Source organism: Pseudomonas sp. P4_C8, from assembly GCF_056401975.1.
The window spans coordinates 19,188-43,982 of the sequence record NZ_JBFUIH010000028.1 but is presented as its reverse complement, the minus strand read 5'-3'; the positions used below and the strand labels follow the sequence as shown (position 1 = coordinate 43,982).

Annotated in this window: 30 protein-coding genes and 1 pseudogene; 16 read left to right on the top strand and 15 right to left on the bottom strand. The window is 58.3% G+C overall.

The features are described from left to right. The first annotated feature begins 11 nt into the window (after positions 1 to 11). A complete protein-coding gene (gene serS, locus AC1DWM_RS18395) occupies positions 12 to 1,292 on the top strand; it encodes a serine--tRNA ligase (protein WP_223518300.1) in 1,281 nt (426 codons plus the stop codon). Beyond that, positions 1,293 to 2,687 carry a siroheme synthase CysG gene (gene cysG / locus AC1DWM_RS18390; protein ID WP_223518302.1) on the top strand — a complete coding sequence of 465 codons (1,395 nt, stop codon included), beginning with the start codon at positions 1,293 to 1,295 and terminating at the stop codon, positions 2,685 to 2,687. It abuts the gene before it with no gap. A 116-nt stretch (positions 2,688 to 2,803) separates the two neighbouring features. Here the strand turns inward: cysG and AC1DWM_RS18385 are convergent, their stop codons facing one another. The 9 genes from AC1DWM_RS18385 to AC1DWM_RS18345 all read right to left on the bottom strand — a co-directional run bounded on the left by AC1DWM_RS18385 (position 2,804) and on the right by AC1DWM_RS18345 (position 7,787). Continuing rightward, positions 2,804 to 3,805 carry a glutathione S-transferase family protein gene (locus AC1DWM_RS18385; RefSeq protein ID WP_223521075.1) on the bottom strand — a complete coding sequence of 334 codons (1,002 nt, stop codon included), beginning with the start codon at positions 3,803 to 3,805 and terminating at the stop codon, positions 2,804 to 2,806. Positions 3,806 to 3,896: 91 nt separating this feature from the next. Then, the gene (locus AC1DWM_RS18380; RefSeq protein WP_223521077.1) at positions 3,897 to 4,898 is read right to left on the bottom strand and encodes a glycosyl transferase family protein; all 1,002 of its coding nucleotides are present in this window, start codon (positions 4,896 to 4,898) and stop codon (positions 3,897 to 3,899) included. After that, complete coding sequence (locus AC1DWM_RS18375; protein WP_223521079.1) at positions 4,895 to 5,230, bottom strand: TusE/DsrC/DsvC family sulfur relay protein; 336 nt, start codon at positions 5,228 to 5,230, stop codon at positions 4,895 to 4,897. The genes AC1DWM_RS18380 and AC1DWM_RS18375 overlap by 4 nt, the downstream gene beginning before the upstream one ends. Beyond that, complete coding sequence (tusB, locus tag AC1DWM_RS18370) at positions 5,227 to 5,520, bottom strand: sulfurtransferase complex subunit TusB (protein WP_223521081.1); 294 nt, start codon at positions 5,518 to 5,520, stop codon at positions 5,227 to 5,229. The genes AC1DWM_RS18375 and tusB overlap by 4 nt, the downstream gene beginning before the upstream one ends. Next, positions 5,520 to 5,882 (bottom strand): sulfurtransferase complex subunit TusC, encoded by a 363-nt coding sequence (tusC, locus tag AC1DWM_RS18365; protein WP_223521082.1) that lies wholly within the window; start codon positions 5,880 to 5,882, stop codon positions 5,520 to 5,522. The genes tusB and tusC overlap by 1 nt, the downstream gene beginning before the upstream one ends. Position 5,883: 1 nt before the next feature. Further along, on the bottom strand, positions 5,884 to 6,276 hold the full coding sequence (gene tusD, locus AC1DWM_RS18360) for a sulfurtransferase complex subunit TusD (protein WP_123432542.1): 393 nt from the start codon (positions 6,274 to 6,276) through the stop codon (positions 5,884 to 5,886). Between the two features lie 182 nt (positions 6,277 to 6,458). Further along, complete coding sequence (locus tag AC1DWM_RS18355) at positions 6,459 to 7,163, bottom strand: YoaK family protein (protein ID WP_477795817.1); 705 nt, start codon at positions 7,161 to 7,163, stop codon at positions 6,459 to 6,461. A 25-nt stretch (positions 7,164 to 7,188) separates the two neighbouring features. Further along, entirely contained in the window at positions 7,189 to 7,518 is a 330-nt protein-coding gene (locus AC1DWM_RS18350) for a DUF6388 family protein (protein WP_223521086.1), read from the bottom strand. A gap of 20 nt (positions 7,519 to 7,538) precedes the next feature. Beyond that, the gene (locus tag AC1DWM_RS18345; RefSeq protein WP_027925145.1) at positions 7,539 to 7,787 is read right to left on the bottom strand and encodes a hypothetical protein; all 249 of its coding nucleotides are present in this window, start codon (positions 7,785 to 7,787) and stop codon (positions 7,539 to 7,541) included. Positions 7,788 to 7,937: 150 nt separating this feature from the next. Between AC1DWM_RS18345 and AC1DWM_RS18340 the strand changes: the two genes are divergently transcribed. Next, entirely contained in the window at positions 7,938 to 8,288 is a 351-nt protein-coding gene (locus tag AC1DWM_RS18340) for a hypothetical protein (protein ID WP_223521088.1), read from the top strand. A gap of 116 nt (positions 8,289 to 8,404) precedes the next feature. Here the strand turns inward: AC1DWM_RS18340 and AC1DWM_RS18335 are convergent, their stop codons facing one another. Further along, positions 8,405 to 8,836, bottom strand: coding sequence for a GNAT family N-acetyltransferase (locus AC1DWM_RS18335; RefSeq protein WP_223521090.1), 432 nt, complete (start codon positions 8,834 to 8,836; stop codon positions 8,405 to 8,407). 146 nt (positions 8,837 to 8,982) lie between these two features. On the opposite strand from AC1DWM_RS18335, the gene AC1DWM_RS18330 reads away from it, so the two are divergent. Both AC1DWM_RS18330 and AC1DWM_RS18325 read left to right on the top strand, forming a co-directional pair. Continuing rightward, entirely contained in the window at positions 8,983 to 9,420 is a 438-nt protein-coding gene (locus AC1DWM_RS18330; protein WP_223521092.1) for a hemerythrin domain-containing protein, read from the top strand. 230 nt (positions 9,421 to 9,650) lie between these two features. Then, the gene (locus AC1DWM_RS18325; protein WP_223521093.1) at positions 9,651 to 10,244 is read left to right on the top strand and encodes an NUDIX domain-containing protein; all 594 of its coding nucleotides are present in this window, start codon (positions 9,651 to 9,653) and stop codon (positions 10,242 to 10,244) included. A gap of 6 nt (positions 10,245 to 10,250) precedes the next feature. Here the strand turns inward: AC1DWM_RS18325 and AC1DWM_RS18320 are convergent, their stop codons facing one another. Next, positions 10,251 to 10,766, bottom strand: coding sequence for a methylated-DNA--[protein]-cysteine S-methyltransferase (locus AC1DWM_RS18320; RefSeq protein ID WP_223521095.1), 516 nt, complete (start codon positions 10,764 to 10,766; stop codon positions 10,251 to 10,253). Positions 10,767 to 10,916: 150 nt separating this feature from the next. Here AC1DWM_RS18320 and AC1DWM_RS18315 point away from each other — a divergent pair. The 3 genes and pseudogenes from AC1DWM_RS18315 to AC1DWM_RS18305 all read left to right on the top strand — a co-directional run. Then, a pseudogene (locus AC1DWM_RS18315) lies at positions 10,917 to 11,174 on the top strand (gamma-glutamyltransferase); the annotation flags it as partial. A gap of 113 nt (positions 11,175 to 11,287) precedes the next feature. Continuing rightward, positions 11,288 to 11,818 carry a cysteine hydrolase family protein gene (locus AC1DWM_RS18310; RefSeq protein ID WP_223521097.1) on the top strand — a complete coding sequence of 177 codons (531 nt, stop codon included), beginning with the start codon at positions 11,288 to 11,290 and terminating at the stop codon, positions 11,816 to 11,818. Between the two features lie 171 nt (positions 11,819 to 11,989). Continuing rightward, on the top strand, positions 11,990 to 12,172 hold the full coding sequence (locus tag AC1DWM_RS18305) for a hypothetical protein (protein WP_223521099.1): 183 nt from the start codon (positions 11,990 to 11,992) through the stop codon (positions 12,170 to 12,172). A gap of 136 nt (positions 12,173 to 12,308) precedes the next feature. Here AC1DWM_RS18305 and AC1DWM_RS18300 read toward each other — a convergent pair whose 3' ends face one another. Continuing rightward, on the bottom strand, positions 12,309 to 13,211 hold the full coding sequence (locus AC1DWM_RS18300; RefSeq protein WP_223521101.1) for a LysR family transcriptional regulator: 903 nt from the start codon (positions 13,209 to 13,211) through the stop codon (positions 12,309 to 12,311). A gap of 146 nt (positions 13,212 to 13,357) precedes the next feature. Between AC1DWM_RS18300 and AC1DWM_RS18295 the strand changes: the two genes are divergently transcribed. Next, positions 13,358 to 14,857, top strand: coding sequence for a purine-cytosine permease family protein (locus tag AC1DWM_RS18295; RefSeq protein WP_477795816.1), 1,500 nt, complete (start codon positions 13,358 to 13,360; stop codon positions 14,855 to 14,857). Beyond that, complete coding sequence (locus tag AC1DWM_RS18290) at positions 14,854 to 15,693, top strand: nitrilase family protein (RefSeq protein WP_477795815.1); 840 nt, start codon at positions 14,854 to 14,856, stop codon at positions 15,691 to 15,693. Before AC1DWM_RS18295 ends, AC1DWM_RS18290 begins: the two co-directional genes overlap by 4 nt. Before the next feature lie 199 nt (positions 15,694 to 15,892). On the opposite strand, the gene AC1DWM_RS18285 is transcribed toward AC1DWM_RS18290, so the two are convergent. Next, entirely contained in the window at positions 15,893 to 16,261 is a 369-nt protein-coding gene (locus AC1DWM_RS18285) for a winged helix-turn-helix transcriptional regulator (RefSeq protein ID WP_223519604.1), read from the bottom strand. 97 nt (positions 16,262 to 16,358) lie between these two features. Here AC1DWM_RS18285 and AC1DWM_RS18280 point away from each other — a divergent pair, with 97 nt between their 5' ends. The 4 genes from AC1DWM_RS18280 to AC1DWM_RS18265 all read left to right on the top strand — a co-directional run bounded on the left by AC1DWM_RS18280 (position 16,359) and on the right by AC1DWM_RS18265 (position 20,965). Then, positions 16,359 to 16,685, top strand: a complete 327-nt coding sequence (locus AC1DWM_RS18280; protein ID WP_223519606.1) for a nuclear transport factor 2 family protein — start codon at positions 16,359 to 16,361, stop codon at positions 16,683 to 16,685. Positions 16,686 to 16,690: 5 nt separating this feature from the next. Continuing rightward, on the top strand, positions 16,691 to 17,464 hold the full coding sequence (locus AC1DWM_RS18275) for an SDR family oxidoreductase (RefSeq protein WP_223519608.1): 774 nt from the start codon (positions 16,691 to 16,693) through the stop codon (positions 17,462 to 17,464). A gap of 649 nt (positions 17,465 to 18,113) precedes the next feature. Then, positions 18,114 to 19,565, top strand: coding sequence for a DUF1254 domain-containing protein (locus AC1DWM_RS18270; protein ID WP_223519648.1), 1,452 nt, complete (start codon positions 18,114 to 18,116; stop codon positions 19,563 to 19,565). A gap of 209 nt (positions 19,566 to 19,774) precedes the next feature. Next, positions 19,775 to 20,965: a cation:proton antiporter gene (locus AC1DWM_RS18265; RefSeq protein ID WP_477795814.1), complete on the top strand. Its 1,191-nt coding sequence runs from the start codon at positions 19,775 to 19,777 to the stop codon at positions 20,963 to 20,965. A 493-nt stretch (positions 20,966 to 21,458) separates the two neighbouring features. Here the strand turns inward: AC1DWM_RS18265 and AC1DWM_RS18260 are convergent, their stop codons facing one another. Beyond that, on the bottom strand, positions 21,459 to 22,265 hold the full coding sequence (locus tag AC1DWM_RS18260) for a lytic transglycosylase domain-containing protein (protein WP_223519611.1): 807 nt from the start codon (positions 22,263 to 22,265) through the stop codon (positions 21,459 to 21,461). A 952-nt stretch (positions 22,266 to 23,217) separates the two neighbouring features. Here AC1DWM_RS18260 and AC1DWM_RS18255 point away from each other — a divergent pair. Further along, on the top strand, positions 23,218 to 23,577 hold the full coding sequence (locus AC1DWM_RS18255; RefSeq protein WP_007949545.1) for a DUF6124 family protein: 360 nt from the start codon (positions 23,218 to 23,220) through the stop codon (positions 23,575 to 23,577). A 286-nt stretch (positions 23,578 to 23,863) separates the two neighbouring features. Here AC1DWM_RS18255 and AC1DWM_RS18250 read toward each other — a convergent pair whose 3' ends face one another. After that, positions 23,864 to 24,214 (bottom strand): DUF2200 domain-containing protein, encoded by a 351-nt coding sequence (locus tag AC1DWM_RS18250; protein WP_223519613.1) that lies wholly within the window; start codon positions 24,212 to 24,214, stop codon positions 23,864 to 23,866. A 67-nt stretch (positions 24,215 to 24,281) separates the two neighbouring features. On the opposite strand from AC1DWM_RS18250, the gene AC1DWM_RS18245 reads away from it, so the two are divergent. Beyond that, complete coding sequence (locus AC1DWM_RS18245) at positions 24,282 to 24,767, top strand: DUF6130 family protein (protein ID WP_223519615.1); 486 nt, start codon at positions 24,282 to 24,284, stop codon at positions 24,765 to 24,767. The last annotated feature ends 28 nt before the right edge of the window (positions 24,768 to 24,795 follow it).

Sequence of the window (24,795 nt, the reverse complement as noted above, 5' to 3'; positions counted from 1 at the left end):
GAGAAACCGACATGCTCGATTCCAAACTGTTACGTAGCAACCTTCAGGACGTAGCGGACCGCCTGGCATCCCGCGGCTACACGCTGGATGTTGCGCGCATCGAAGCGCTGGAAGAACAGCGCAAGACCGTCCAGACCCGCACCGAAGCACTGCAGGCTGAGCGTAATGCCCGTTCCAAATCCATCGGTCAGGCCAAGCAGCGCGGCGAAGACATCGCGCCACTGATGGCTGACGTCGATCGCATGGCCAACGAATTGAGCGCCGGTAAAGTCGAGCTGGACGCGATCCAGACCGATCTGGATTCGATCCTGCTGGGCATTCCGAACCTGCCGCACGAATCGGTACCGGTTGGTGATGACGAAGACGGCAATGTTGAAGTGCGCCGCTGGGGCACCCCGAAGGCGTTCGATTTCCCGGTTCAGGACCACGTTGCCCTGGGCGAGAAATACGGCTGGCTGGACTTCGAAACCGCCGCCAAGCTGTCGGGCGCCCGTTTCGCCCTGCTACGCGGCCCGATCGCTCGCATGCACCGCGCACTGGCGCAGTTCATGATCAACCTGCACATCAACGAACACGGTTACGAAGAGGCTTACACGCCTTATCTGGTTCAGGCCCCGGCGCTGCAAGGCACTGGCCAACTACCTAAGTTCGAAGAAGACCTGTTCAAGATCGCTCGCGAAGGCGAAGCCGATCTGTACCTGATCCCGACGGCTGAAGTGTCGCTGACCAACATCGTCGCTGGCGAGATCGTCGATTCGAAACTGCTGCCGATCAAGTTCGTGGCCCACACGCCATGCTTTCGCAGTGAAGCCGGCGCGTCGGGTCGTGACACCCGCGGCATGATTCGCCAGCACCAGTTCGACAAAGTCGAAATGGTCCAGATCGTTGAACCGTCGACGTCGATGGAAGCGCTGGAAGGCCTGACCGCCAACGCCGAGAAAGTCCTGCAACTGCTGGAGCTGCCTTACCGCACCCTGGCGCTGTGCACCGGCGACATGGGCTTCAGCGCGGTCAAGACTTACGACCTGGAAGTGTGGATTCCGAGCCAGGGCAAGTACCGCGAGATTTCGTCGTGCTCCAACTGCGGCGATTTCCAGGCCCGTCGTATGCAAGCGCGTTTCCGCAACCCGGAAACCGGCAAGCCTGAACTGGTTCACACCCTCAACGGTTCTGGCCTGGCGGTCGGTCGTACCTTGGTGGCTGTGGTGGAAAACTATCAGCAGGCCGACGGTTCGATCCGTGTGCCTGAAGTCCTGAAGCCGTACATGGGTGGCCTTGAGGTCATCGGTTAAATGAACTATCTGCCGCTGTTTCACAACCTGCGCGGCAGTCGTGTGTTGGTTGTCGGTGGGGGGGAAATTGCCTTGCGCAAATCCCGCCTGCTGGCCGATGCCGGTGCGCTGCTGCGGGTGGTTGCACCTGAAATCGAACCGCAACTGCGCGAACTGGTTGCCGGCAGCGGTGGCGAGTGCCTGTTGCGCGGTTATGCCGAGACGGATCTGGACGGTTGCGGGCTGATCATTGCCGCCACCGACGACGAGCCGTTGAACGCGCAAGTCTCCGCCGATGCCCATCGGCGTTGTGTGCCGGTCAACGTCGTGGACGCGCCGGCCCTGTGCAGCGTGATCTTTCCGGCGATTGTTGATCGTTCGCCCTTGATTATTGCGGTGTCCAGCGGCGGCGATGCGCCGGTGCTGGCACGGTTGATCCGCGCCAAGATTGAAACCTGGATACCGTCCACGTACGGCCAACTGGCGGGTCTGGCGGCGCGTTTTCGCGGCCAGGTCAAACGCCTGTTTCCGGACGTACAGCAGCGCCGGGCGTTCTGGGAAGATGTTTTCCAGGGCCCGATTGCCGACCGGCAACTGGCCGGGCAGGGCGCCGAAGCCGAGCGTCTGCTGCAAGTAAAAATCGAAGGTAAAGCGCCAGAAGCCACCGGTGAGGTCTACCTGGTGGGCGCCGGGCCCGGTGATCCCGACTTGCTGACGTTCCGTGCCTTGCGCCTGATGCAACAAGCCGACGTGGTGCTGTATGACCGTCTGGTGGCCCCGGCGATTCTGGAACTGTGCCGTCGCGATGCCGAGCGGATCTATGTCGGCAAGCGTCGCGCCGACCACGCTGTACCGCAGGATCAGATCAACCAGCAATTGGTGGACCTGGCCAAACAGGGCAAGCGGGTTGTGCGGTTGAAGGGCGGTGATCCGTTCATCTTCGGTCGCGGCGGTGAAGAGATCGAAGAACTGGCGGCCCAGGGCATCCCGTTCCAAGTGGTGCCGGGTATCACGGCGGCCAGCGGTTGCGCGGCGTATGCCGGGATTCCGCTGACCCACCGCGATTACGCGCAGTCGGTGCGGTTTGTCACCGGGCATTTGAAGGACGGCTCCACCGATCTGCCATGGGCCGACCTGGTCGCGCCGGCGCAGACGTTGGTGTTCTACATGGGGCTGGTGGGGTTGCCGGTTATCTGCGAGCAGTTGATCAAGCACGGTCGCGGGGCAGACACCCCGGCGGCGTTGATCCAGCAGGGCACCACGGTCAATCAGCGGGTGTTTACCGGCACGTTGGCGGATTTGCCACGGTTGGTGGCGGAGCATGAAGTGCATGCGCCGACGTTGGTAATCGTTGGGGAAGTGGTGCAATTGCGCGAGAAACTGGCGTGGTTTGAAGGGGCTCAGGGGCAAGTCTAGAGACCGCGTCGCTGCCATCGCGAGCAGGCTCACTCCCACATTGGATCTGTGTCGTTCACAAATCCCCTGTAGGAGCGAGCCTGCTCGCGATGGGTCCTTCAAATCCGCCAAAAACCTCAGGCTTTGTGCCAAACCCCTTTCCCACTCAACCGCGCCCGATCATGCGGTGCTGTGAAATCCTGCGCCGGCCCTTTCGGCACAACCCCAGTCGGGTTGATGGTCTTGTGGCTGCCATAGTAGTGATTCTTGATGTGCTCAAAACTCACCGTCTCGGCAATCCCCGGCCACTGATAAATCTCGCGCAACCAGTTCGACAGATTCGGATAATCGGCAATCCGCCGCAGGTTGCACTTGAAGTGCCCGTGATACACGGCATCAAAGCGAATCAGCGTGGTGAACAGACGAATATCCGCTTCCGTCAGGTATTCACCGGTCAGGTAACGATTGGCGCTTAACAGCAGCTCCAGTCGATCCAGCTCTTCAAACAAGCCATCAAACGCTTCTTCATAAGCGTGCTGCGAGGTCGCAAACCCGGCGCGATAAACGCCGTTGTTGACCGCTGGGTAAATCCGTTCGTTCAACGCATCGATCTCACCGCGCAGTGGCTCAGGATAGAAATCCAGGTCATTGCCGGTCAGGTCGTCGAATGCGCTGTTGAACATGCGGATGATCTCCGCCGATTCATTGTTGACGATGCGATTCTGTTGTTTGTCCCACAGCACCGGTACGGTCACTCGGCCAGTGTAGTTGGCGGTATCGGCGGTGTAGCGCTGGTGCATGAAGTCGAGGTGATCGAGTTTGTCGCCGGTGGAGCCCAGGCTCTGGTCGAAGGTCCAGCCGTTTTCCAGCATCAACCAACTGACCACCGACACGTCGATCAGGCTTTCGAGACCTTTGAGTTTGCGCAGGATCAATGTGCGGTGGGCCCACGGACAGGCGAGGGACACGTAGAGGTGATAGCGGCCGGCTTCAGCAGCAAAGCCACCGACACCCGTCAGGCCCGGCTTGCCATCGGCAGTTACCCAGTTGCGACGCTGTGCCTGCTCACGCTGAAACGCGCCGTCCTTGCTGCTTTCGTACCACTGGTCATGCCAGCGGCCTTCGACTAATAAACCCATGTTCAAGACTCCTCAAACCATAAATCGTTGGAGAGGAGTCTATGCCCATGAGTTCGAACAAAAAGCGCAAAGGTTGGGCAGTTATGATCGGTTAAATCGATCTGTCCCGAGCATCCCAGTATTGCTGGGCTGTTTCGAACGCCTGATCACGGGACTGACCGAGCCCACGCAAGGCCAGGGCCATGGTCGAAATCAGGGCCATTTGCGGGTAGCTGTCGACCACGTCGCCGCGCCAGACGGCGTTCATATGCTCAGGGTCAAGGGCGGCGGGTTTGACGTGACGCTGGGCCGACATTTGCGGCCATTCTTCGTCCCAGCTTTTACCGCCCGTGGTGCCATACAAGTGACTGTCGGCGTCCGGGTTGATCTCGATTTCGCCGCCATCGCCTTTCACCACGATCGCGGTGTCGCCGAGCAAACCGCTGGCATCGCGATGCACCGCCTGGTAACCGGGGTGGAAAATACTTTGCAGGCCGCAACGAGCCCCCAACGGATTGAGGATGCGCGTGAGGGAATGGATCGGCGAGCGCAGGCCCAAGGTGTTACGCAGGTCGATCATGCGCTGCAGTTGCGGCGCCCAATCCACCAGCGGCATGAACGCCAGGCCGCCGTTATCGAGTGCCGCACCCACCTGTTGCCAATTGCGGCACAGTGGGATGTTCAGTCCATCCAGCAGTTGTTCGCTGTACAGCCGTCCGGCCGTGTGCGCGCCGGCGCCGTGCATGAAAATGCGTACGCCATTCTGCGCCAGGCACTTGGCTGCCAGCAGGTACCATGGCAGATGACGCTTCTTGCCGGCATACGTCGGCCAGTCCAGATCGACATTTAAGTCGGGAGCCTGCAAGCGTTCACGCAAGGCTTCGGTGAAGCCGGCCATTTCCTCTGCGCTTTCTTCCTTGTGCCGTAGCAGCATCAGAAATGCGCCGAGTTGGGTGTCTTCGACTTTGTCATCGAGCACCATGCCCATGGCGTCGCGGGCTTCTTCGCGGGTCAGGTCGCGGGCGCCACGTTTGCCTTTACCAAGGATGCGCACGAACTGGGCGAACGGGTGCTCGGCGGGTGTTTCGAGGGTCAGCGCTGGAAAGTCGGTCATAAGCAATTCGTCGGTTTGGGCAGGCCCGCCAGTTTCGCGGCGAGTTTGGCAGGGGTGCCTTTGAACAATCGGTTCAGGTGCAGGCTGTTGCCTTTTTCCGGGCCGAGCTTCAACGCGGTGTATTTGATCAACGGGCGGGTGGCCGGCGATAGCTGGTATTCGTCGTAGAAACCGCGCAGCAGTTCGAGGATTTCCCAATGCTCAGGGCTCAACTCGATGTCTTCGGCAGCGGCCAGGGCACTGGCGACCTCTAAGGACCAGTCGCTCAATTCGACGAGGAAACCGTCCTTGTCCAACAAGACGGCGCGAGCGCCCACTGTCAGGGAATTCATAGCCAACTGTTGACCTTGTCATGGTGAATCGACAGCTCGACGAAGGCCGGGTAATCGATGGCCTTGGCCCAGTCTGGCGTTTCAATGGACCGCGCTTGAACGTCTTCGGCCAGCACAAATAGTTGCAGGCCGCGAGTATGCAGCGCGCTGAAAGGCGCGGTACCCGGCTGCAGGGCATAGACCGCGTCGCCGGTCAGCAGCAGCGCATCGTTGGTGCCGATCACACGCAGGCAACTGCTCAGGCGGTCGTCGCCGAACGGGGAATGAGACAACACATGCAAAGTCGACATCAGAGGGTGATCACCTGGTCGTAACGGTCAATAAGGGCGGTGATGTCGTGGGCGGTCAGCACTTGGGCTTCTTCCAGTGACAAACAGGAAGGGTCCAGCCCACGTTCTGCGGCACTCTCGCCACAGACGAACAATTCCTCGACACCGAACATCGGCAAGGCCTGCAGGTTGGCGCTCAGGTCTTTTTGTTGCAGCGCTTTTGCGTCCTGTTTCGCGGCGAGCTGGAACACCCCGTCATCGAGAAACAGCAGGCCGATTGGCAAATCGAAGGCGCCGCCGGCCAGTACGATGTCCAGCGCTTCGCGCGCATTCGGCCCGGACCATGGCGCCTGACGGCTGATAATCAGCAAGGATTTAGCCATCTTACGCGCCCCCAAAACAGATCAAGCGGTCAGCGTCCTGCACCGCGTCGTGCAACTGGCCGAGGCCGGACAGTTCCCACGGCGCGCCGACTGCAACCGCGTCACGCTGATAACGCCCGGCTTCTTCCTCGTTCAAAACACCGCGACGCAGGGCGGCGGCGATACACACTACGCCGTCCAGTTGATGCTCGCTGACAAACGCGCGCCACTGTTTGGGCAGGTCCAGCTCATCCTGCGGCGTGACCACACTGGCGGACGCGTTGTAGACGCCATCCTGATAGAAAAACAGCCGGACAATCTCATGCCCACCGGCCAGCGCAGCCTGGGCAAACAACAGGGCGCGGCGCGAGGAGGGCGCATGGGCGGCGGAAAACAGTGCGATGGCGAACTTCATGACAGACTCGATCAGCAAAACTGTGGCCATGATAAAGCTTTATCGGCGGGGGGGCTAAATCGATGTTGTCTGGGCGGGCCCCTTCGCTGGCAAGCCAGCTCCTACAGGGGTTTTGTGAGCGATACAAATTCCTTGTAGGAGCTGGCTTGCCAGCGAAGGCGGCCTAACAGGCAACACATGAATCAGCGCGGCATATACCCCAACTGCCACCGCCGCGGAATCTTCAACGAAACCACCCCCAGCACACCCGCCAGCAACCCGCTGGCAAACAACGCCTGAAGCCCCAAATGATGTTCCAGCACCGCCCCAAGGACAGCCCCGGCGAACATCCCGGTCCAAGGGATCAGCTGCACCCGCCAGCCATTGCGCCGCTCGCCGAGCAGCCAGCGTCCCAGTCCGCGTCCGAAGCGTGAGAGGGCGCCGGTGACATAGGTCAGGCCGACCGGCAGGCCGTTCACTTCCTCGACGGCGGCATTGAGCATGCCCATGGCGATGATCGCTGCCAGTAGCGCAGGTAATTGTTCGTCAAAAGGCCAGGTCGCGGCCGCGCACAGCAGTGCGGCGATGCTCAGCATCAACGGCAGCGCCCGCCGCCTGCCGAGACGGCTGACGATAATGCCCAAGGCGTTGCCCGCGATGAAAGTGGCCACGAGCAGCAGCAGTCGCCCTGTCAGCCCCAGATCGCCGACGCTGATGGCGACGGCGAGGCGGGTGGTGTTGCCGCTCATGAACGAGACGAAATCGCCGCTGGCCATGAAGCCGATGGCGTCGGTCATGCCAGCGAGTACCGAGAGCATGGCCACCAGCGTCATGCCGATGCGCCCGCGCCACTTTTGCGTGTGCAGGTGGCCAGGGCTGGCGTGGGTTGAGGAGGTGGATGGCAGCATCGACGAGGGCATCCTTGAACAGTGGTTACGGATCTATCCCGTATAACTCGCAATAATCCAGCCAGTCCATACCGGCCATCTCTGCGACTTCGATATGCACCTCCCGGCGCTGGGTCTCGTAGTCCTGAAGTGTGGCGGCCGTCAGACGCAGCGTCAGTTCCCAGGCGAACAGCCCTAGGCGTTCGGCTTCAGCTTCGAAGGCTTCGTGCAGTCGCTCGTCGCGGTACTGCGCCGGGGTTTCACCCTTGGCCTGAGCCAGCAGCGGGTTGAGGTTGTCGAGCTCATCGCGCAGTTCGGGGCGCTCATCGAGAAACTTTTTCAGCGCCTGCTCGTGTTGCTGTTCGGTTGCCGCCATGGTCGCTCCTTGGTAACGGGTTACGAAGATTGTTTCTTGCTGGCCTTGGCCGCTGCGGCCAGGCATTCGAGGGCGAACTGCTCGGTGTAGGTCATCTTGATCGGCGTGGTTTCGCCTTTGACGGTGCGTTCGCCGTCGAGGATGTAGCGAATGCGCTTGTCGGTGACGCCAATGCGCTTGGCAATCCAGGACGGTGTCTGGCCGATCTGGCTGATCAGTTTGTCGGCGTATTCAGGGGTCGGTTTGTAGAATTCGGCGTTGGGGGTCATTGGGGCTTCCAGAAAAAAGGCGCGATACGGTGCTTATGGCGCGACAGGGTGCGCGAATCGTTACGCGGTGTCGCGGTATAAATGAAGTAAAGCAGAACGAAACGCTGCATCACGGTGATACAGTCCGCTTTTTCTTGATGAGCGAACGTAATGCGAATTCTGATGGTGGCGCTGGCCGTAACGTTGCTGGCGGGATGCGCGGGCTCGGTGATGGACGATGCTCGCACCAAGACCCCGTACAAAACCCTGAAATCGAACAAGCCGCATACCATCGTGGCTGAGTGCGTGCAGTTTTCCTGGCAGGACGAGGCGGTGTTCGGTGTGGATGCTGCCGCCTATTTGCAGCCCGGTAAAAATGGCGGTTCGACGGTCTACACGCGATCGGCGGAATCCTTTGTGGACGTAACCACCGACGCTTCCGGCACTGTGTTGAATTATTACGCTCAGCATGACGACTTCGTCGCCAAGCGCCGTTTGGCGGCGTTGGCAACCTGCCTCTGATCCAAGGCTGACGCATACCCCTGTAGGAGCGGGCTTGCCCGCGAAAGCGGTATGTCAGTCAACGTTTATGTTGAAGCTGATGGCCCCTTCGCGGGCAAGCCCGCTCCTACAGGGTTCTATGCGTTATTCGTCAGGCGTTTCTGGAAAAAGAAGCGCTTGTGCCCCGGCGGGTAGTCGGCAATCTGGCCCAGTTCGCTGTAGCCGAGCCGTTTGTAAAACTCCGGCGCCTGAAAGTCGAAGGTGTCCAGCCAGATCCCCACGCATTCCTTTTCCCGCGCCAGGTCTTCGGCCATCTGCATCAATTTCGATCCCATGCCCTGTCCCCGGGCCTGTTCAGGCACGGACAGCAGTTCGATGAACAACCACTGGAAAAAAAACCGGCCATACAACCCGCCGAGAATCTCGCCGTTGTCGTCGCGCACCAGCAAGGCGAGCGGTTGCGCATTGGCCGGGCCAGCCTGAGCCGCGTTATAGGCGCGCAGCGGCGTGAGGATGGCCTCGCGTTCTTCATCGGTGGGGTTTTGCGAGCGTTCGATTCGCAGGGTCATGAGCTACTTCCTTATGGCAATGAGTCTGGAGCCTATCGCGCTCGCGGCGATTGTTCTATCCCCCCGACACCAGTGGAACCGTCGCAGTCGCGCGGATGTCTAGCCTAAACAGCGTCATTTCAGAACGCGGCCAACGAGGACACCCCGTGAATATTTTCGAAGCCTTGCGTGAAAGCCACGAGCGTCAGCGCAGCTATGCCGATGCGCTGATCAAAACCAGTGGTGACACCCCGGAACGGGTCGAGGCTTACAAGCAGCTCAAGTCCGAACTTCAGGCCCATGAAACCGCCGAGGAGCGCCATTTCTATATTCCGTTGATGGAATTCGACAACGGCGTCGACCTGTGCCGCCACGCCATCGCTGAACACCACGAAATGGACGAAATGATGGAGGACCTGGACGAGACCGAGATGTCCAGCCCATCGTGGCTGGCGACCGCGAAAAAACTCGCCGACAAGGTGCATCACCACTTGGAAGAGGAAGAGCAGAAATTCTTCCAGATGGCCGGCAAGCTGCTCAATGACAAACAGAAAGAGGCACTCGCGGGCCAGTATGAAAAGGAATACAAGGCTCAGCTCTCCTGAGCCTGAGGAACAACACAATCCTGTAGCCGCTGACGAAGCCTGTAGGAGCCGAGCTTGCTCGCGATGACGGAGTGTCAGTCGCCAGCTGTGTTGCCTGATACACCGCTATCGCGAGCAAGCTCGGCTCCTACAGGCTTCGCCAGCTGCTACAAGGTTTGCATTACGGGGATGCCGGGCTTTTTCGTTTTCGCCTACCATGGGCAACTCTGACGAAAAAAGGATGGAGTGTCATGGCGAACACAGCCGAGCGGGTCAACATCATCGAATCCCAGGTGTTGTCCCACGACTGGTACCTGCTGAAGAAAATCACCTTCGACTATCAGCGCAACAACGGCGACTGGCAACGCCAGACCCGCGAGGTCTACGACCGGGGCAACGGCGTGGCGATTCTGTTGTTCAACCGCGAAAAGAGAACCATCGTGCTGACACGCCAGTTTCGGCTGCCGGTGTTCGTCAATGGTCACGATGGTTTGTTGATCGAAGTGGCGGCCGGATTGCTTGAGGGGGCCGATCCCGAAGAACGCATCCGCGCCGAAGCCGAGGAAGAAACCGGTTACCGCGTGCACCATGTGCAGAAGGTTTTCGAGTCGTACATGAGCCCCGGCTCGGTCACCGAAAAGCTGCACTTCTTCATCGCCGAATATGACGCTGGATTGAAAGTCAGCGAGGGCGGTGGGCTGGAAGAAGAGACCGAAGAACTGGAAGTGCTGGAGTGGGCATTCGACGAGGCACTTGAAGCGTTTTACCGCGGCGAGATCTGCGACGCCAAGACCATCATGCTCCTGCAATATGCGGCGATGAAGGACATCTTCTCGGCGCCTTGAGCCCATTCAAAACAGATCATCCATCCTGCTGGCGCCGGACCACTCGCACCCTTCAAGCGTCAGTAACCGCTCCTTCGCCTCAAGCCCGCCGGCAAATCCGGTGAGCTTGCCCGAGGCACCGATCACCCGATGGCAGGGTGCAACAATCGAGATCGGGTTCTTGCCATTCGCCGCGCCCACCGCCCGAACCGCGCTCGGATTGCCGATCTGCTCGGCAATCTGGCTATAGCTGCGTGTCTCTCCGAACGGGATCGTCAGCAGGGCCTGCCAAACCGTCTTCTGAAAGTCCGTCCCGGCAAAATCCAGTTCCAGCTCGAAGCGATTTCGCGTGCCGGCAAAGTATTCCTGCAATTGCTGAACGGCCCGCACCAGGATCGGATTGTCCGGGGCTTCGAGCATCGGGCCAAGCCGCACCCGGTTCGGTTTGTCGTTTTCCCAGAGGATGGCTGCCAGTCTTGCATCTTTCGCCACTAGCTTCAGTTCGCCGACCGGAGACGCCAGGGTGGTGAAGGTGTAGGTCATGCTAGCGGTCTCCGCGGAAGGTCTGAACAGAGGCTCAGCATACTGACTCGACGGGGAGGCGCAATACGCAATTCCGACCATACTTGCCTGTGCTTTAGCACCGCTCACTCGGTTTTTTACAGAGTTTGAAAACAAAAAAGAGACCGACTCATGAAGTACGAACTTTTTGCCAAATCGCTCATCGCGACTTCATTGACACTCAGCTGCCTGACCGCCCACGCGGCCTCCGTTGCCCCTGTCGCGGCCGAAAACGGCATGGTGGTTACGGCCCAGCATCTGGCCTCCCAAGTGGGGGGCGATGTGCTCAAGAAGGGCGGCAATGCCGTCGATGCCGCCGTTGCGGTGGGTTACGCGCTGGCGGTGGTGTACCCCGCAGCGGGCAACCTGGGGGGCGGCGGTTTCATGACCACAACGACCCTCGTCGCAACACCGGGCTGTCGCTCGGCTACTAACGGTTGAGTTTGAAAGGGGGACGGAGCTGTTTTCGTCCCCTGATTCACTGATTGTTCAAGGAGCGAATCATGGCCACTGCACTGTTAATCATCGACGTCCAGCAGGCGCTGTGCTCTGGCGAGTACGAGTGCTTTGAGATCAACCGCGTCATCGAGAACATCAATCACTTGAGCATCCGGGCCCGGATTGCCGGGGTGCCGGTCGTGTTCATCCAGCACGAAGAAGCGGACGGTCCTCTGGTGTACGACACCGCCGGCTGGCAACTGGCCGAAGGGCTGGAGAACGCCCCCGAGGATATTCGCGTACGCAAAACCACACCGGATTCGTTCTACCAGACCAAACTGCAAAAGCTGCTGCAGAGAGAAGAAATCGAGCGCCTGATCATCTGTGGTTTGCAAACCGACTACTGCATTAATGCGACCGTGCGACAGGCTCTGAAACTGGGGTATGACGTGGTGCTGGCGTCGGACGCACATTCCACTGTCGACAACGGCAACCTCGCCGAGGACATCATCGCCGAGCACAACAAGGATCTCGCGCGCTTGACCGGTTCAGTGGCGCGGATCGACGTCATGCCTGCGGGGAAAATCCGCATCTGAAACCACTGCCGGATCAACGGACACAATTTGTCATGAAATGATAAAGCGCTGTCGTCGATTGAAAAATTGATAACGCCCCCGCCTATTAAATTCTCCTCACGAACTGCGCCGCAAGCCCCGCAATTCGGCGGCTCGACCGCACAGACCTTCTGTCGTAAAGAGAACAACAATATGAGCGTAGAAAAACTGATTGGCGAACTGCTCGCCGAGCTAACAGGCGTGAGCCCCGACGGCCCATTCAACGAGAACGAGCGTCTGCAGCAGCACAATGAGCTGTTCCAGCTTGATCAGGATGTCTTCCATCCGGATTACGTGGCCAACGACCTACGCTTCGGGGTGCTTGAAGAACATTGAGTGTCTGAAAGGGGGCTGATCTATTTTCGTCCCCTGATTCACGGCTCGGTGACCCGAATCGACATCTTGCCTACAGCTGAAATCCGCATCTGAAACCACTGTCAGCCTCGAAGCTGCAATCCGGCTGATAGTGAACTCACCCTGCTGCAAAAATCTCAATCAGCTCCGCCAGAAACGCACTCACCACCTCGCGTTGCCGCGCCGAATGTCGAACGGCCGCATGAAAGCCGACTTCATAGCGCAGTTGCTCAGGATTCAGCGGATGCAACTGCCCCAGCTGTTCATGTTTGGCCGCGTAGTGCTGTGGCAGAAAGCCCAAATGCTGCCCTGACAGTATCAGCAGGGCGGCGCCGTCCATGCTGTCGGTGAGCACCGTCAAGCGCTCGATGGAAGTGGGCGCGGGCATTTCCGGCAAGGGGTGGCTGGGCCAGACCCAGTCGTAATCGCGCACGTCATCGCGGCTCAGCGCACCCACGTGATCGAACAGCGGGTGGGCAGGGGCACAGTAGGCGATTTGGGTTTCCTGGAACAAGGGGTAGTAATCGATGTTGGGCAAGCGGTGCCAGAAGTAACCGATGGCCAGATCGATGTGGCCGTTGATGATTTTTTCTTCCAGCAACGAAGACGACAGTTCGGTGAAGTGGAAGTACAACCCCTCATGTCGTGAGCGCAATCGGGCAATGGCCAGGGCGATGTTCTTGTTGGCGGACGGATCGATTTGACCGAGCAAGCCGATGTTGATATTGCCCGACACCTTGCGATTGATGTGCTGCACTTCAACCCGAAAGCCTTCGGCCGCCGCCAGTAACCGACGCGCCGCATCGACAAACTGGCCACCCTTGGGCGTCACCGAAAACCCGCCGCGCCCACGCTCGCACAAGCGAAATCCCACCCGCGCTTCCAGCGTCGCCAATTGCGCGCTGATGGTGGGTTGAGTGGTATTGAGCGCGGTCTGCGCGGCCGAGATGCCGCCCGCCTCAACGACGGTCAGAAAGATCCGGATCAAACGCAGATCCAGCTCCGATACAGTGCCCAGCATATGTGCCTCCGATGTTCGCCACATAGACGCGGATCTATGTAAACAGTGCGCCTGCGATATTTTACAGCCCTGATCAACGCCCTACATTGCAATGAAACCGGCGCTTTGCCCATAAAAACAACAATTACCAGCATAGGAATATTCGTATGTCAGGGTCCCCACAGTCTGCGCACGCCCTCGAAGCGAGCAGCGGGTTGGCCATCGAAGGCCACTCGATCGATTACATTCCAGAAAACGAACGTCACGCCAAACTCAGCAGCCAGGGACCTTTCTGGTTTCTGGGCAACTTCCATTTCTTCACCATCTCTATCGGCTTTGTCGGCCCGAGCCTCGGCTTGTCGGCGCTGTGGACGATGCTGGCCGGTGCGCTGGGCATTATGTTCGGCACCATTTTCATGGCCTTCCACGGTTCGCAAGGTCCGGAGATGGGCCTGCCGCAAATGATCCAGTCCCGCGCCCAGTTCGGTTATCGCGGGGTGATCCTGGCCTTGATGGCGACGATGTTTGTGTTCGTCGGCTTCAACGTGGTGAACATCTCGCTGATCATGAACGGCCTCGAACATGTGTTCGGTATCGACCCGACCATTGTCGCGGTGGCGGTGGTACTGATCGGTGCGCTGCTGTCGATCTACGGCCACGACCTGATGCACAAAGCCTTCAAATGGGCGTTGTTGGCCACGTTGCCGCTGTATGCGCTGGTCACGATCGCCTTGATGTTCGGCGCCGGCCAAGAGGGCGTTGCCCCGGCGACGGACCTGGGCTTCAGCTGGGTTGCGTTCGCCACCTTGTTTGCCATCGGCGCCAGCTACAACATTTCCTATGCGCCTTATGTGTCCGACTATTCCCGTTACCTGCCGAAAAACACCAGCCGGCCAAAACTGATCGCCGCCGTGTTCATCGGCGCCTCGCTGTCCGGCGGCTGGATGATCGGCCTCGGTGCGTGGCTGGCGCAGCAGTTGAAAGCGGTGGATGCGCTGGTGGCGTTGAACCAGGTCGGGTCTTCGATGATTCCGGGGCTGGGCAACTTGTTGGTGATCGTCTCGGTGGCGGGCTTCCTGCCGATCATCGCGCTCAACACCTACAGCGCCATGCTGACGCTGCTGACCGGCGTGGACTCGATCAAAAAAATCACCCCGACACCACGCGCCCGAGTGATGTCCATCACCGCGATCAGCGTGATTCTGTTGACCTGCGTGCTGTCGATCAAAGGTGACGGCATYGCGCTGTTGAACACCTTCCTCGTATTGCTCCTGTACTTCCTCGTGCCCTGGACCGCCGTCAATCTGGTGGACTACTTTTTTGTGCGCAAAGGCCGCTACGCGATCCCGCACTTCTTCACGCCAAACGGCATCTACGGCGCCTGGCAATTTCGCGGCATCGTCTCGTACCTGATCGGCTTTGCCGCGATGGTGCCGTTCTTCTATATCTTTGATGCCGCCGCCAACAAAGAGGTATTCGTCGGTCCGCTGGCACGCATGCTCGAAGGCGTGGACATCGCCTGGCTGGTGGGATTGGTGGTCTCGGGTTTGACGTATTACCTGCTCAGCCGCTCGCTCGACCTTGCGGCGGAACGTCGGATCATCGACGCGATTACCGAGAGCGAYATCATTGCCATGACCAAAACGACTGTGGAGGAGGGGCGTTGAACACTGCAAAAAATACAGTGGTTGCTTGCTGCCAAGTGGCGCCGAGGATTGGCGACCTCGCGTTCAACCGGACGTTGACCGAACGCGCGATTCGTTCGGCGGCGCATCAAGGGGCGCAGATTGTGGTGCTGCCTGAGTTGGTACAGAGCGGGTATGTGTTCAATGACCGCGACGAAGCATTGTCCTTGGCAGAAACGACCGAAGGACCGACCTTGCGTCTGTGGGCGGCACTCGCCCGCGAATTGAACATCGTCGTGGTCGGCGGTTTTTGCGAACGACTGGACGGCGACGAGTTGGCTAACAGCGCGGCGATGATCGATGCCCAAGGTTTGCGCGCCGTATATCGCAAAGCGCACCTTTGGGATGCGGAGAGTGAAATCTTCAGCGCCGGTGACGCGCCGCCGCCGGTGGTTGAAACGGTGCATGGGCGAATCGGGATGTTGATTTGCTACGACCTGGAATTTCCGGAGTGGGTGCGACTTCCGGCACTGGCTGGTGCKGATTTGCTTTGTGCGCCGGTTAACTGGCCAGATGGACCCAGGCCGCCGAACGAACGTCCGGCGGAAGTGGTGCGGGTTCAGGCTAATGCGTCGGTGAACCGGATGTTTATTGCCGCGTGTGATCGGCATGGGCATGAACGAGGGGTTGGTTGGGTGCAGGGTTCGGTGATTGTTGATGCGGATGGTTATCCGCTGGCGGGGCCGGCGGAGCTGGGGGGGGAGCAGATTTTGTTGGCGACACTCAATCTTGGTGAGGCGCGGAATAAGCGGATTAGTGCGCGCAATGATTTGCATCGGGATCGGCGGTTGGGGTTGTATGGATGGGGCGGGGAGTAAAGCGGTAGGCCGTTCCTGTTTTTGGTGACCAGATGCCGTGGTGGGGAAGGGCGGGTTTTACTTTTTTGTGCAAACCGCATATGAGGTTTTGTAGACAAATCAAGTGACAGCTCAGGGCGGGAGCTGCCTAACCCGAACAGAGCGCTTCTGGTCGATTGCTTCCTGATATGAAGGACAGAAATCGGCCAAAAGTTGCCTCTCAGCTGGGCTGTGAATCCTGTGTGGAGCAACCTTCTGGTTTGAGCGTCTCGCGTAGTTCCGCCCATCTCAACAGTGCATCTAGTGCCGGACACAGCGCCTGGCCCCACTCTGTCATGCGATATTCCACTTTAGGTGGTACTTGCGGATAGGCGGTGCGATGCACGATGCCATCCGCTTCCAACTGGCGTAACTGCTGGGCGAGCATCTTCTGGGATATCTCGGGGATCAGCTTTTCGAGCTCGGAAAAACGTTGCACCTGGCCTCCGAAGAGGTGGAACAGGATCACCAACTTCCAGCGTCCTTCGAGTTGCCTGAGCACTGCTTCTACGCTGCAGGCCGCGGTCGACGGTGTATAAATCTCTCTCATATTTACCTAACTTACTTTTTCGTGCGTTCTTGCCATTTGGTAACCCTATAGCGAGTATGTGGGTGAAGCAATCCTCACATCAGCGAGGTAATGCGCCATGAAAATCGAATTGCCTGAACCGCTCGCCAGCTACCTTGCCGCCGAAAAAAATACCGACATCGAGATATTAGAGCGCTGCTTTAGCAAGGACGCCACCGTGCGCGACGAAGGCCAGACGTACAATGGGCTGGAGGCCATCAAAGCCTGGAAGCAAGCTTCGCAGGCCAAGTATCAATACAGCATCGAGCCATTGAGTAGCTCGCAGAAAGGACAGATCGTGACCCTGCTTGCCCGGCTTACCGGGAACTTCCCTGGTAGCCCGATCGAGCTCACCTACACTGTTGAACTTGCCGACGACAAGATCGTATCCCTGGAGATTCGCTGACGAGCATGGCACTGGGACTTGAAGGCCACCGGGCGTTGGTCACCGGCGGGACCAAGGGTATTGGTGAAGCCGTTGTCTTTCGCTTGCGCGAGGCTGGTGTAAAAGTCCTGACTGCTGCGCGTTCACGTCCCGAGCACATTCCCGAGGACATCTTCGTCGCGGCGGACATCAGCACCACCGAGGGTTGTGCCAGCGTCGTTGATGCCGTCCATGATCGTCTCGGCGGGCTCGATATCATCGTTCATGTCGCTGGCGGATCATCGGCTCCCGCCGGTGGCTATGCGATGCTCGACGATCAGGAATGGCAACGGGCTCTGGAACTGAACCTGCTCCCGGCAGTTCGCCTCGACCGAGCACTACTGCCCATGCTGCTCAAGCAGGGTTCGGGTGTCATCATCCATGTCACTTCTATCCAGAGCCAGCTGCCGCTACCTGAATCTACACTTGCATACGCTGCCGCCAAGGCCGCGCTTTCGAACTACAGCAAGGGTCTTTCCAAAGAGGTCAGTCCCAAGGGTGTTCGCGTAGTCAGGGTTTCACCGGGATGGGTGGAGACCAAGGCCTCAGTCGCCTTTGTGGAGGAAATCGCGAGGCAGAACGACACAGATTATGAGGGTGGCCGCCAAATAGTGATGGGCTCACTGGGAGGCATCCCGATCGGACGCCCCGCTAGACCAAGCGAAGTCGCCGATCTCATCGCATTCCTCGTCTCGCCGCTTGCGAGCGTCATCACTGGCACTGAATATGTGATTGATGGTGGAACGGTTCCCACAATGTGACGCATTCCTACATCAGCATGAAGAGTGGCTGTGAGCGTGCCCCGTACTAGCTTATTGCCGCCCTGATGAGTGAAAGGCGCTTGAAAATGAAAAAATAAGTCAGTCTACTATTGCCTGAGCGTCCGCAATGGGTCGGATAGCGACCATCAGCCATTGTGACTGATCCACCCTTGTTCTCGAAGCCAAATGGTCTGTAACGGCGGCGAGTGAATGTTACGGAACTGAATCTGATCTGTATCTCGTATTCATCGTGGCGATAAGACGTACAAATAACGGGCACGATTTTAACTGCGCACGGGATGTTGGCTTATTGTGATCTACACTCCTTGGGCGCTTGAGTTGGCGCCTCGCTATAGGATTTACTTAGTCGCTAAGTGAAGAGACCGACCTGAATTTCAGTTGGGTCGCAGTCTGGGTGGGGGCATGCCAGTCGATCAGCAAAAACCCTTGTTTGGCAATCGTGTATCAGGCGAGTTCGACAACGCCTGGATTGAAGCCCTGATCCCCAACATGACTTGGCACTACTGAAAAAAGTCGGGAGGGTTTCAGGCATTCAAATTATTTCACCGTGGCCATGAACGCTCACGGTGCCAGCTTGCTCAAAACTAACGAGGTGGAAATGAACAGGAAGTCTAACCCGTGCTGGACAATGGCTGCGGCACTCGTCGTAGTGGGTTCAACGCTTTTTGCGGGGTGTGCGAGCAAGAACGATCCGATCACGCAGGCAGACAAGACGGATGTGACCAAGGGCGTACCCGCGCCGAGTCTCGAGCAGACTAAGGCAATCGCCGAGGAAGGCTTTATTTACGGCTTACCGCTGGTCATGAACTACGCCGTGATGAACGAATATGCTGTGGACAAGGGCGGCCCGCAATACAAGGCGCCGTTCAACCAGATCAAGAACGAGCCTCGCGTCTTCACCTACCAAGACACGGCCATCATCACTCCGAACAGCGACACCCCGTACTCGTTTGTCTGGCTGGACCTGCGCGCGGAGCCGATGGTGATCTCGGTGCCGGCAGTGGACAAGCGGCGTTACTACTCGGTGCAGATGATCGACGGCAACACTTACAACTACGGTTACATCGGCAGCCGTGCCACCGGCAACGAAGCGGGCGACTACATGGTGGTCGGTCCCGATTGGAAAGGCGCGCCCCCTCCCGGTATCAAAAAAGTCTTCACCTCGACCACTCCCTTCGCCGTGAGCGCCATTCGGACTCAGCTCTACAATGCCAAGGACATGCCGAATGTCGAGAAGGTGCAAGCGGGCTACAAGGTCCAGCCGCTGTCCACCTTCCTCCATCAACCCGCGCCGCCCACTGCGCCGAAGATTGATTTCGTGCCGGCTACGACGGAAGGCATCAAGGCCAACTTCTTCGAGTACCTGTCGGCCGCGATGGAGTATGTGCCGCCATCGGCTGACGACCAGGAGATCCGGGCCAAGCTGGCGAGCATTGGGGTGGGACCCGGTCGCACCTTCGAATTTAAGGACCTCTCGCTCGAGCACAAGGCCGTGGTCCTGCTCGGGATGAAGGCCGGTGACGAGAAGGTCGACAAGTTCCTCGCGAGCGGGACGAAGATAATCAACGGCTGGAGCGTAGGCGCGTACTTCGGCGACCAAACGTTCTACAAGGCCGACTGGCTGAAACGTGCTGGTGCCGCGAAAGGCGGCCTCTACGGCAACGACGCCGTCGAGGCGATGTATCCCAACACGCGCACCGACGGCACCGGCCAGACGCTGGATACCAGCAAGCGCAAGTACACGCTGACTTTCCCGGCCGGCAAACTGCCGCCAGTCAATGCCTTCTGGTCGGTGACCATGTACGACGGCAAGAGCCAGCTGCTGATCAAGAATCCGCTCAACCGTTACCTGATCAATTCGCCGATGCTGTCGGCGATGAAGAAAAACACGGATGGTTCACTGACGCTGTACATCCAGAAAGACTCCCCCGGCAAGGCTAAGGAGGCAAACTGGTTGCCCGCGCCTGACGACACGGTCTTTCTGGTAATGCGCCTCTACTGGCCGAAGACCGCACCGCCTTCGATTCTTCCCGCTGGCGACGGCAGCTGGCAGCCACCGGCGCTGGTGGTCTCGAAGTAGTGCGACTCTTGTGAGCCATTGCCGACACTCGCCGTAGGTCGGTGTCGGCCTGTGCTGCCTTTTTGCCAATAGCTGCCGATCATGAAGGGCTGCTATTGGCCGATTCTGTTGAAAAAGTTGAAAGGAAAGGGGACGGATTTATTTTCCAGAAAAATAAATCTGTCCCCTTTTTTGCTCTTTTTTGCTCACCCTGAACAGGCAGGTCATCGATGTATCAGAACTTAGCGCTGCTTGCCGCCTTCCTCCTTATCTACAGCATATTTGCGGGGCGCTTCGAGTCACGCCTGCTCAATGGCCCGCTTATGTTCATGCTTGCCGGTCTGATTCTCGGCCCGGCATTTCTGGGCATTCTGCAACCCCGGATTGACAGGGATGGCCTCAGGTTCTTGGCTGAGCTGACGCTGGCGATTGTTCTGTTCAGCGATGCGGCCAACGCCAACCTGAAGGTCCTGCGGGCCAATGAAGGACTTCCGCTGCGCTTGCTGATGATAGGGCTACCACTGACCATAGCGGGTGGTTGGCTAGTCGGCGTCTGGCTGTTCCCACAGGTCCCACCGTTGGAATTGGCGATACTGGCAACCCTTCTGGCTCCCACTGATGCTGCGCTCGGTAAAGCTGTTGTGAGCAATCCCAAGGTTCCCGCGTCCGTGCGTGAAGGGTTAAACGTTGAGAGCGGGTTGAATGATGGAATCTGCGTTCCAGTGTTGCTTATGTTTTTGGCATTGCTGGTCGAACAGCAGACACAGTCCCCTATCTCACTGGCAATAGAGTTGGTTATCGAGGAACTGGGCATCGGTGCACTCATCGGTATTACCCTTACGCTCATCGCCTGGTGGTTGCAGCGCTACTCTGGAAATCACCATTGGCAAACGCCCATGTGGTCACAGTTGACCCTGCCCGGGCTCGCCACTCTGTGCTTTGCCACAGCGCAAACACTAGGTGGTAGCGGGTTTATCGCCGCGTTCGTCGGTGGGTTGCTCGCAAGTTTTCTATTTACCGAGCAAAAGCACCAGATGCTCAAGGCCAGCGAAGAGTTCGCCAGCCTGTTATCGGTCATTACCTGGGGCGTATTTGGCGCACTGGTGATCCCTTGGGCCTGGAGCAGTCTCACCCTGAACATCTGGCTTTACTCGGTGCTCAGCCTGACCGTGATTCGCATACTGCCCGTGCTGTTCAGTCTGGTGGGAACCCGTTTCGATTTCGAAACCCGCCTCTTCATCGGTTGGTTCGGCCCGCGAGGTCTGGCCAGCATTGTCTTCGCCGTCATGATATTGCCCTACCCTCTACAAGCAAGTCGTACCTTGGTGGCTACTGCTGTCTGTACCGTTTTACTCAGCGTGTTATTACATGGTCTGAGTGCCAATCCATGGGTTGCACGGCTGGCCAGTCGTGATCATTGATGTTTGTCAGAAACACCACAGTTTTTGCGGGTGTTAGCGTTGTGACGTGATGATGACTACAAACGAACGGCTGATCAGCCGTCATCTACACAGGATGGACTATCTATATTGGGTCGTTTTCAGCCGGTCGCGACAGGCTGCAATCGGCCGATTCTGTTGAAAAAGTCGGCCATGGTTTGCGCATCAGAAAAGTACGCGTCCGAGATTGAGATCTTTAATTTTGGCAGAGGCTTCTGGGCTCGGATTTCACGTAGCAGCGTGCAGAAAAGGCGTTTTCACCAGTCAATGATCAGGCAGTTTGGGCAGACCGACTTTTTCAACAGAATCGGTCGATAGCTACCGGTGAGCGTGGAAGTTCGGTTGAGCCATTCTCCGCCCAGCGTATTGATCGAGCGCGGAACCTGATTGCTTTCGTAGGACGGATAACGCGCCAGCGTTATCCGCCGTGGAGGGGCCGGCGTATTACCTATTCCGGGTTATGCGCCCTACGGTACTAGCGATGGTTGCGATAGCGTTCGGTCAAGGACTGCACGAGGGTGACGTAGGATTGCGTCTCGGCATAGGGAGGCACCCCGTTGTACTCGACCACGGACGCTTCGCCGGCGTTGTAACCTGCCAACGCCAGCACCTGGTTGCCGTTGAAGCGCTTGAGCAGCCAGGCCAGGTAGCGCACGCCGCCACGAATGTTCTGTCGTGCGTCGAACGGATCGTCCACGGCGAAGCGCTCGGCGGTGGCGGGCATCAACTGCATCAGCCCCTGGGCGCCGGCTTCGGAAATGGCGTTGGGGCGAAACGCCGATTCGGCATGTATCACTGCGCGGACCAGCGCCCTGTCGACACCATAATGACCCGAAGCGGCTTCGATCTCCCGCCGATAGGAATGGGTGTCCAGGCTCAGTGAGGCGACCTTGAAATCCTTCGGCGCCATGCACAGATAGCAGCCCTTGATGTAATAGAGCTCAAGGACATCGACCCGTGCGGAGATCCCGACGGGGCGCCGGCTCACATATTGACGAATACCCTTGTGGATGAAGGTGAACACCCGAATCCGCACCGCGCCTGAGTCGTCGTCCCGCACAACCCGTGGCAGGGCCATTGCCTTGGCGCCGACACCGGCGCCCGCCATGCCATTCAGGCGAGTGCAGCGGGCGCTGGCGATGGCTTGGCTGGTGTAGCTGATGGCTCCGTCCCTGGCTTGGCACTTGAACATGGCGCTGGCGCACAGTGGCGCGACCAGCAAGGCCAGCTCGATGCAGCCAAGAAGGCTCTTTCGAGCCCATCGCCATGCTCTGGAACTCATCACATCGCTCCGCGTCGCAGGCGCCGATCAGGCCTGGGGTGCCTGGCCCGGGCGCCGCCTTTGGAGGGCCTATTCCGGGTGACCCGCCTTTTGTTCTGATAGTTATACCCCTTGTAACCGGCCTTGGAATTTGCGTTGACGTACGGGCTACGCACTGACCGAAACACGGCTGCTTCCTGCGAAGACCCAGCGGTTCATCGAGTTCATACGCGACCATCTCAACAGTGCTTAATGCCTGACGGCTGGATAGGGGGCATCCCGACGCAAACGAATGTCTCCTTCTGACCGATTCTGTTGAAAAAGTCGGCCATGGTTTACGCATCAGAAAAGTACGCGTCCGAGATTGAAATCTTTACTTTTGGCAGAGGCTTCCGGACTTGGATTTCACGTTGCAGCGTGCAGAAAAGGCGTTTTCACCAGTCAATGATCAGGCAGTTTGGGCAGACCGACTTTTTCAACAGAATCGGCCGATAGCCGACTGATTCAAGAGACCACGTTGCCACCACAATTGCGACGGTCACCCCTATAAATTCGACAGAGGCTTCCTGGATGCTTCCAGCTTTCACTACCTGTAGGAAGCGCGCATCAGCCGATTCAACAACTCTTGAGATCGCGTGTTTAAACACCCTCAAGGTTACGTCCTGAAAGCTACAAAACCTTGTGCCATTGCCTACGGCTACGCCAGAATCCGCCGGCTTGTGCGCTTTTGGGCCACTCGGTAACTTGATTCGTGTCACTGCCCATCAGTGATCGGGTTTAGCAGCCCGTCGTGACGAAGCGCATCTGCATCCAGACAGTCAGGTCATTTCATGCCTGCACTTCATGGTAGCTGTGCGCAGGGCGCCCTCGGGCGCGCCGGATTCGTCTCCGCCGGTCTGCTAACCTGCACACAGCTGCCACCCTCCGTTTAGCAGCGATTCGGTGACGGCTCCATATTGTTGGAGACTTTAATATGTTCAAGGTCACACCCAATCCACCAGACACCGATCCAGTGTCCCCGTACGAACCCGATTCAAAAAAGCTCAACGAGGCCGCCGAACGGGCCCTCAACTTCCACTTTCCCTCGAATGCCGACATTAAAGCCACCAAGCGAACGCGCAGTACTCTGTTTTCCGTGGACCCAGAGGCCACTGCCGAAACCCTGGCGGTTTTTTTGGTCGAGACGCTGGCGTCGGTCGATGTGATGGTTCATCAGTTGGTGGATCATTTGGAAGGTGAGTCACGCTATGCCTTGCTGGGCATTTCCAACAGCATCATGGTGGCGGAGATCACGGCGAACCGGGTGCTGGATAAAGTTGAGCCGTCCGTGTAGCCGCTGTTCTGTGGTGGGGGAGCAAGCTCCCTCATCAGTTGAGCCATTTCTGCGTTAACGCAATTTCTGTAGCAGCTGGCGGAGCCTGCGTCCGGCTGCGTAGCAGTCGTAAAGCCTGAGTTTGCGGTCTTCCTGACGCACCGCATCGTCTGATGACACGACTGCTACGCAGCCGGACGCAGGCTTCGCCAGCTGCTACGGATTGTGCTCGGAGCGCGAGGGTGGCACCGGTCTTTGAAATACAAAACATCTGATGCGGTGGCTCGCACTAACTTGACCGCGAGTTTCATTGCCGAAGCACCTTTTCCATGGATTTGCCTTTGGCGAGTTCATCCACAAGTTTGTCCAACTGGCGGATTCGTTTCATCAGCGGATCTTCAACATCCTCCACACGGATACCGCAGACCACACCTTTGATGAGGTTGCTGTTTGGATGCATCTCTGGCGCCTGAGCAAAGAAGGCTTCGAAGTCGACCTTCAGCGTGAGCTGATGCAATAGCCCCGCCTGGTCGTAGCCCGTGAGCCAGCAAATGACGCGGTCTACTTCCTCTTGTGTACGCCCCTTGCGCTTGGCTTTCGCTACGTACATTGGATAAACCGCCGCAAAGGGTGTCGAGAAGATTCGATGTCCGGACATCTGCGTTTCTCCTGGTGCGGCTCGGTTTGATCTAGCCTTGAGTTAAGTCACGCGGGAGAAAAACACCATGCCCCTCGCTCTCAGAAATCTGTCGGCCCTTACTTTGAGTGTCTTTTTTTGCATGGCAGCGTGCGGTCAAGGGGAAGCAGACATCAATCACCCACCGGCAATACTCCCGTTGGAATCTGAGGCGGTGCCAAAGCTCATCGCCTATCCACCGCTGGCCGAGCCGCTCGCCCGTGGTGTTGTCATTATCCAGTATCGAACAGAGCACGCCAGGATCATGCCGGTATTTGGCAAGACGGCTGCTGATGTATCACCACGCCTCGGTCACCTTCACGTGACCGTCGACAACAGGGAAGGGACATGGGCGCACACCAGTGAAGACCCGATTATCTTGGTTGGACTCAAACCCGGCACGCATAAGGTTCTTCTTGAAGTGGCCGACCCGACTCACAAAATTCTCACCAGTACGATAGTGAATTTTATCGTTCCGGAGAAGAAACCAACGGACGCCCCCCACATTGACGATAGTCACGCAGTAAAACCATGACTGTTGAGTGTTCATGGCTAACTGCTGT

What these genes read in the sequence shown, in the direction of transcription:
- serS (WP_223518300.1), top strand. Translation starts at nt 12, where the DNA reads ATGCTCGATTCCAAACTGTTACGTAGCAACCTTCAGGACGTAGCGGAC.
- cysG (WP_223518302.1), top strand. Translation starts at nt 1,293, where the DNA reads ATGAACTATCTGCCGCTGTTTCACAACCTGCGCGGCAGTCGTGTGTTG.
- AC1DWM_RS18385 (WP_223521075.1), bottom strand. Translation starts at nt 3,805, where the DNA reads ATGGGTTTATTAGTCGAAGGCCGCTGGCATGACCAGTGGTACGAAAGC.
- AC1DWM_RS18380 (WP_223521077.1), bottom strand. Translation starts at nt 4,898, where the DNA reads ATGACCGACTTTCCAGCGCTGACCCTCGAAACACCCGCCGAGCACCCG.
- AC1DWM_RS18375 (WP_223521079.1), bottom strand. Translation starts at nt 5,230, where the DNA reads ATGAATTCCCTGACAGTGGGCGCTCGCGCCGTCTTGTTGGACAAGGAC.
- tusB (WP_223521081.1), bottom strand. Translation starts at nt 5,520, where the DNA reads ATGTCGACTTTGCATGTGTTGTCTCATTCCCCGTTCGGCGACGACCGC.
- tusC (WP_223521082.1), bottom strand. Translation starts at nt 5,882, where the DNA reads ATGGCTAAATCCTTGCTGATTATCAGCCGTCAGGCGCCATGGTCCGGG.
- tusD (WP_123432542.1), bottom strand. Translation starts at nt 6,276, where the DNA reads ATGAAGTTCGCCATCGCACTGTTTTCCGCCGCCCATGCGCCCTCCTCG.
- AC1DWM_RS18355 (WP_477795817.1), bottom strand. Translation starts at nt 7,163, where the DNA reads ATGCTGCCATCCACCTCCTCAACCCACGCCAGCCCTGGCCACCTGCAC.
- AC1DWM_RS18350 (WP_223521086.1), bottom strand. Translation starts at nt 7,518, where the DNA reads ATGGCGGCAACCGAACAGCAACACGAGCAGGCGCTGAAAAAGTTTCTC.
- AC1DWM_RS18345 (WP_027925145.1), bottom strand. Translation starts at nt 7,787, where the DNA reads ATGACCCCCAACGCCGAATTCTACAAACCGACCCCTGAATACGCCGAC.
- AC1DWM_RS18340 (WP_223521088.1), top strand. Translation starts at nt 7,938, where the DNA reads ATGCGAATTCTGATGGTGGCGCTGGCCGTAACGTTGCTGGCGGGATGC.
- AC1DWM_RS18335 (WP_223521090.1), bottom strand. Translation starts at nt 8,836, where the DNA reads ATGACCCTGCGAATCGAACGCTCGCAAAACCCCACCGATGAAGAACGC.
- AC1DWM_RS18325 (WP_223521093.1), top strand. Translation starts at nt 9,651, where the DNA reads ATGGCGAACACAGCCGAGCGGGTCAACATCATCGAATCCCAGGTGTTG.
- AC1DWM_RS18320 (WP_223521095.1), bottom strand. Translation starts at nt 10,766, where the DNA reads ATGACCTACACCTTCACCACCCTGGCGTCTCCGGTCGGCGAACTGAAG.
- AC1DWM_RS18310 (WP_223521097.1), top strand. Translation starts at nt 11,288, where the DNA reads ATGGCCACTGCACTGTTAATCATCGACGTCCAGCAGGCGCTGTGCTCT.
- AC1DWM_RS18305 (WP_223521099.1), top strand. Translation starts at nt 11,990, where the DNA reads ATGAGCGTAGAAAAACTGATTGGCGAACTGCTCGCCGAGCTAACAGGC.
- AC1DWM_RS18300 (WP_223521101.1), bottom strand. Translation starts at nt 13,211, where the DNA reads ATGCTGGGCACTGTATCGGAGCTGGATCTGCGTTTGATCCGGATCTTT.
- AC1DWM_RS18285 (WP_223519604.1), bottom strand. Translation starts at nt 16,261, where the DNA reads ATGAGAGAGATTTATACACCGTCGACCGCGGCCTGCAGCGTAGAAGCA.
- AC1DWM_RS18280 (WP_223519606.1), top strand. Translation starts at nt 16,359, where the DNA reads ATGAAAATCGAATTGCCTGAACCGCTCGCCAGCTACCTTGCCGCCGAA.
- AC1DWM_RS18275 (WP_223519608.1), top strand. Translation starts at nt 16,691, where the DNA reads ATGGCACTGGGACTTGAAGGCCACCGGGCGTTGGTCACCGGCGGGACC.
- AC1DWM_RS18270 (WP_223519648.1), top strand. Translation starts at nt 18,114, where the DNA reads ATGGCTGCGGCACTCGTCGTAGTGGGTTCAACGCTTTTTGCGGGGTGT.
- AC1DWM_RS18265 (WP_477795814.1), top strand. Translation starts at nt 19,775, where the DNA reads ATGTATCAGAACTTAGCGCTGCTTGCCGCCTTCCTCCTTATCTACAGC.
- AC1DWM_RS18260 (WP_223519611.1), bottom strand. Translation starts at nt 22,265, where the DNA reads ATGAGTTCCAGAGCATGGCGATGGGCTCGAAAGAGCCTTCTTGGCTGC.
- AC1DWM_RS18255 (WP_007949545.1), top strand. Translation starts at nt 23,218, where the DNA reads ATGTTCAAGGTCACACCCAATCCACCAGACACCGATCCAGTGTCCCCG.
- AC1DWM_RS18250 (WP_223519613.1), bottom strand. Translation starts at nt 24,214, where the DNA reads ATGTCCGGACATCGAATCTTCTCGACACCCTTTGCGGCGGTTTATCCA.
- AC1DWM_RS18245 (WP_223519615.1), top strand. Translation starts at nt 24,282, where the DNA reads ATGCCCCTCGCTCTCAGAAATCTGTCGGCCCTTACTTTGAGTGTCTTT.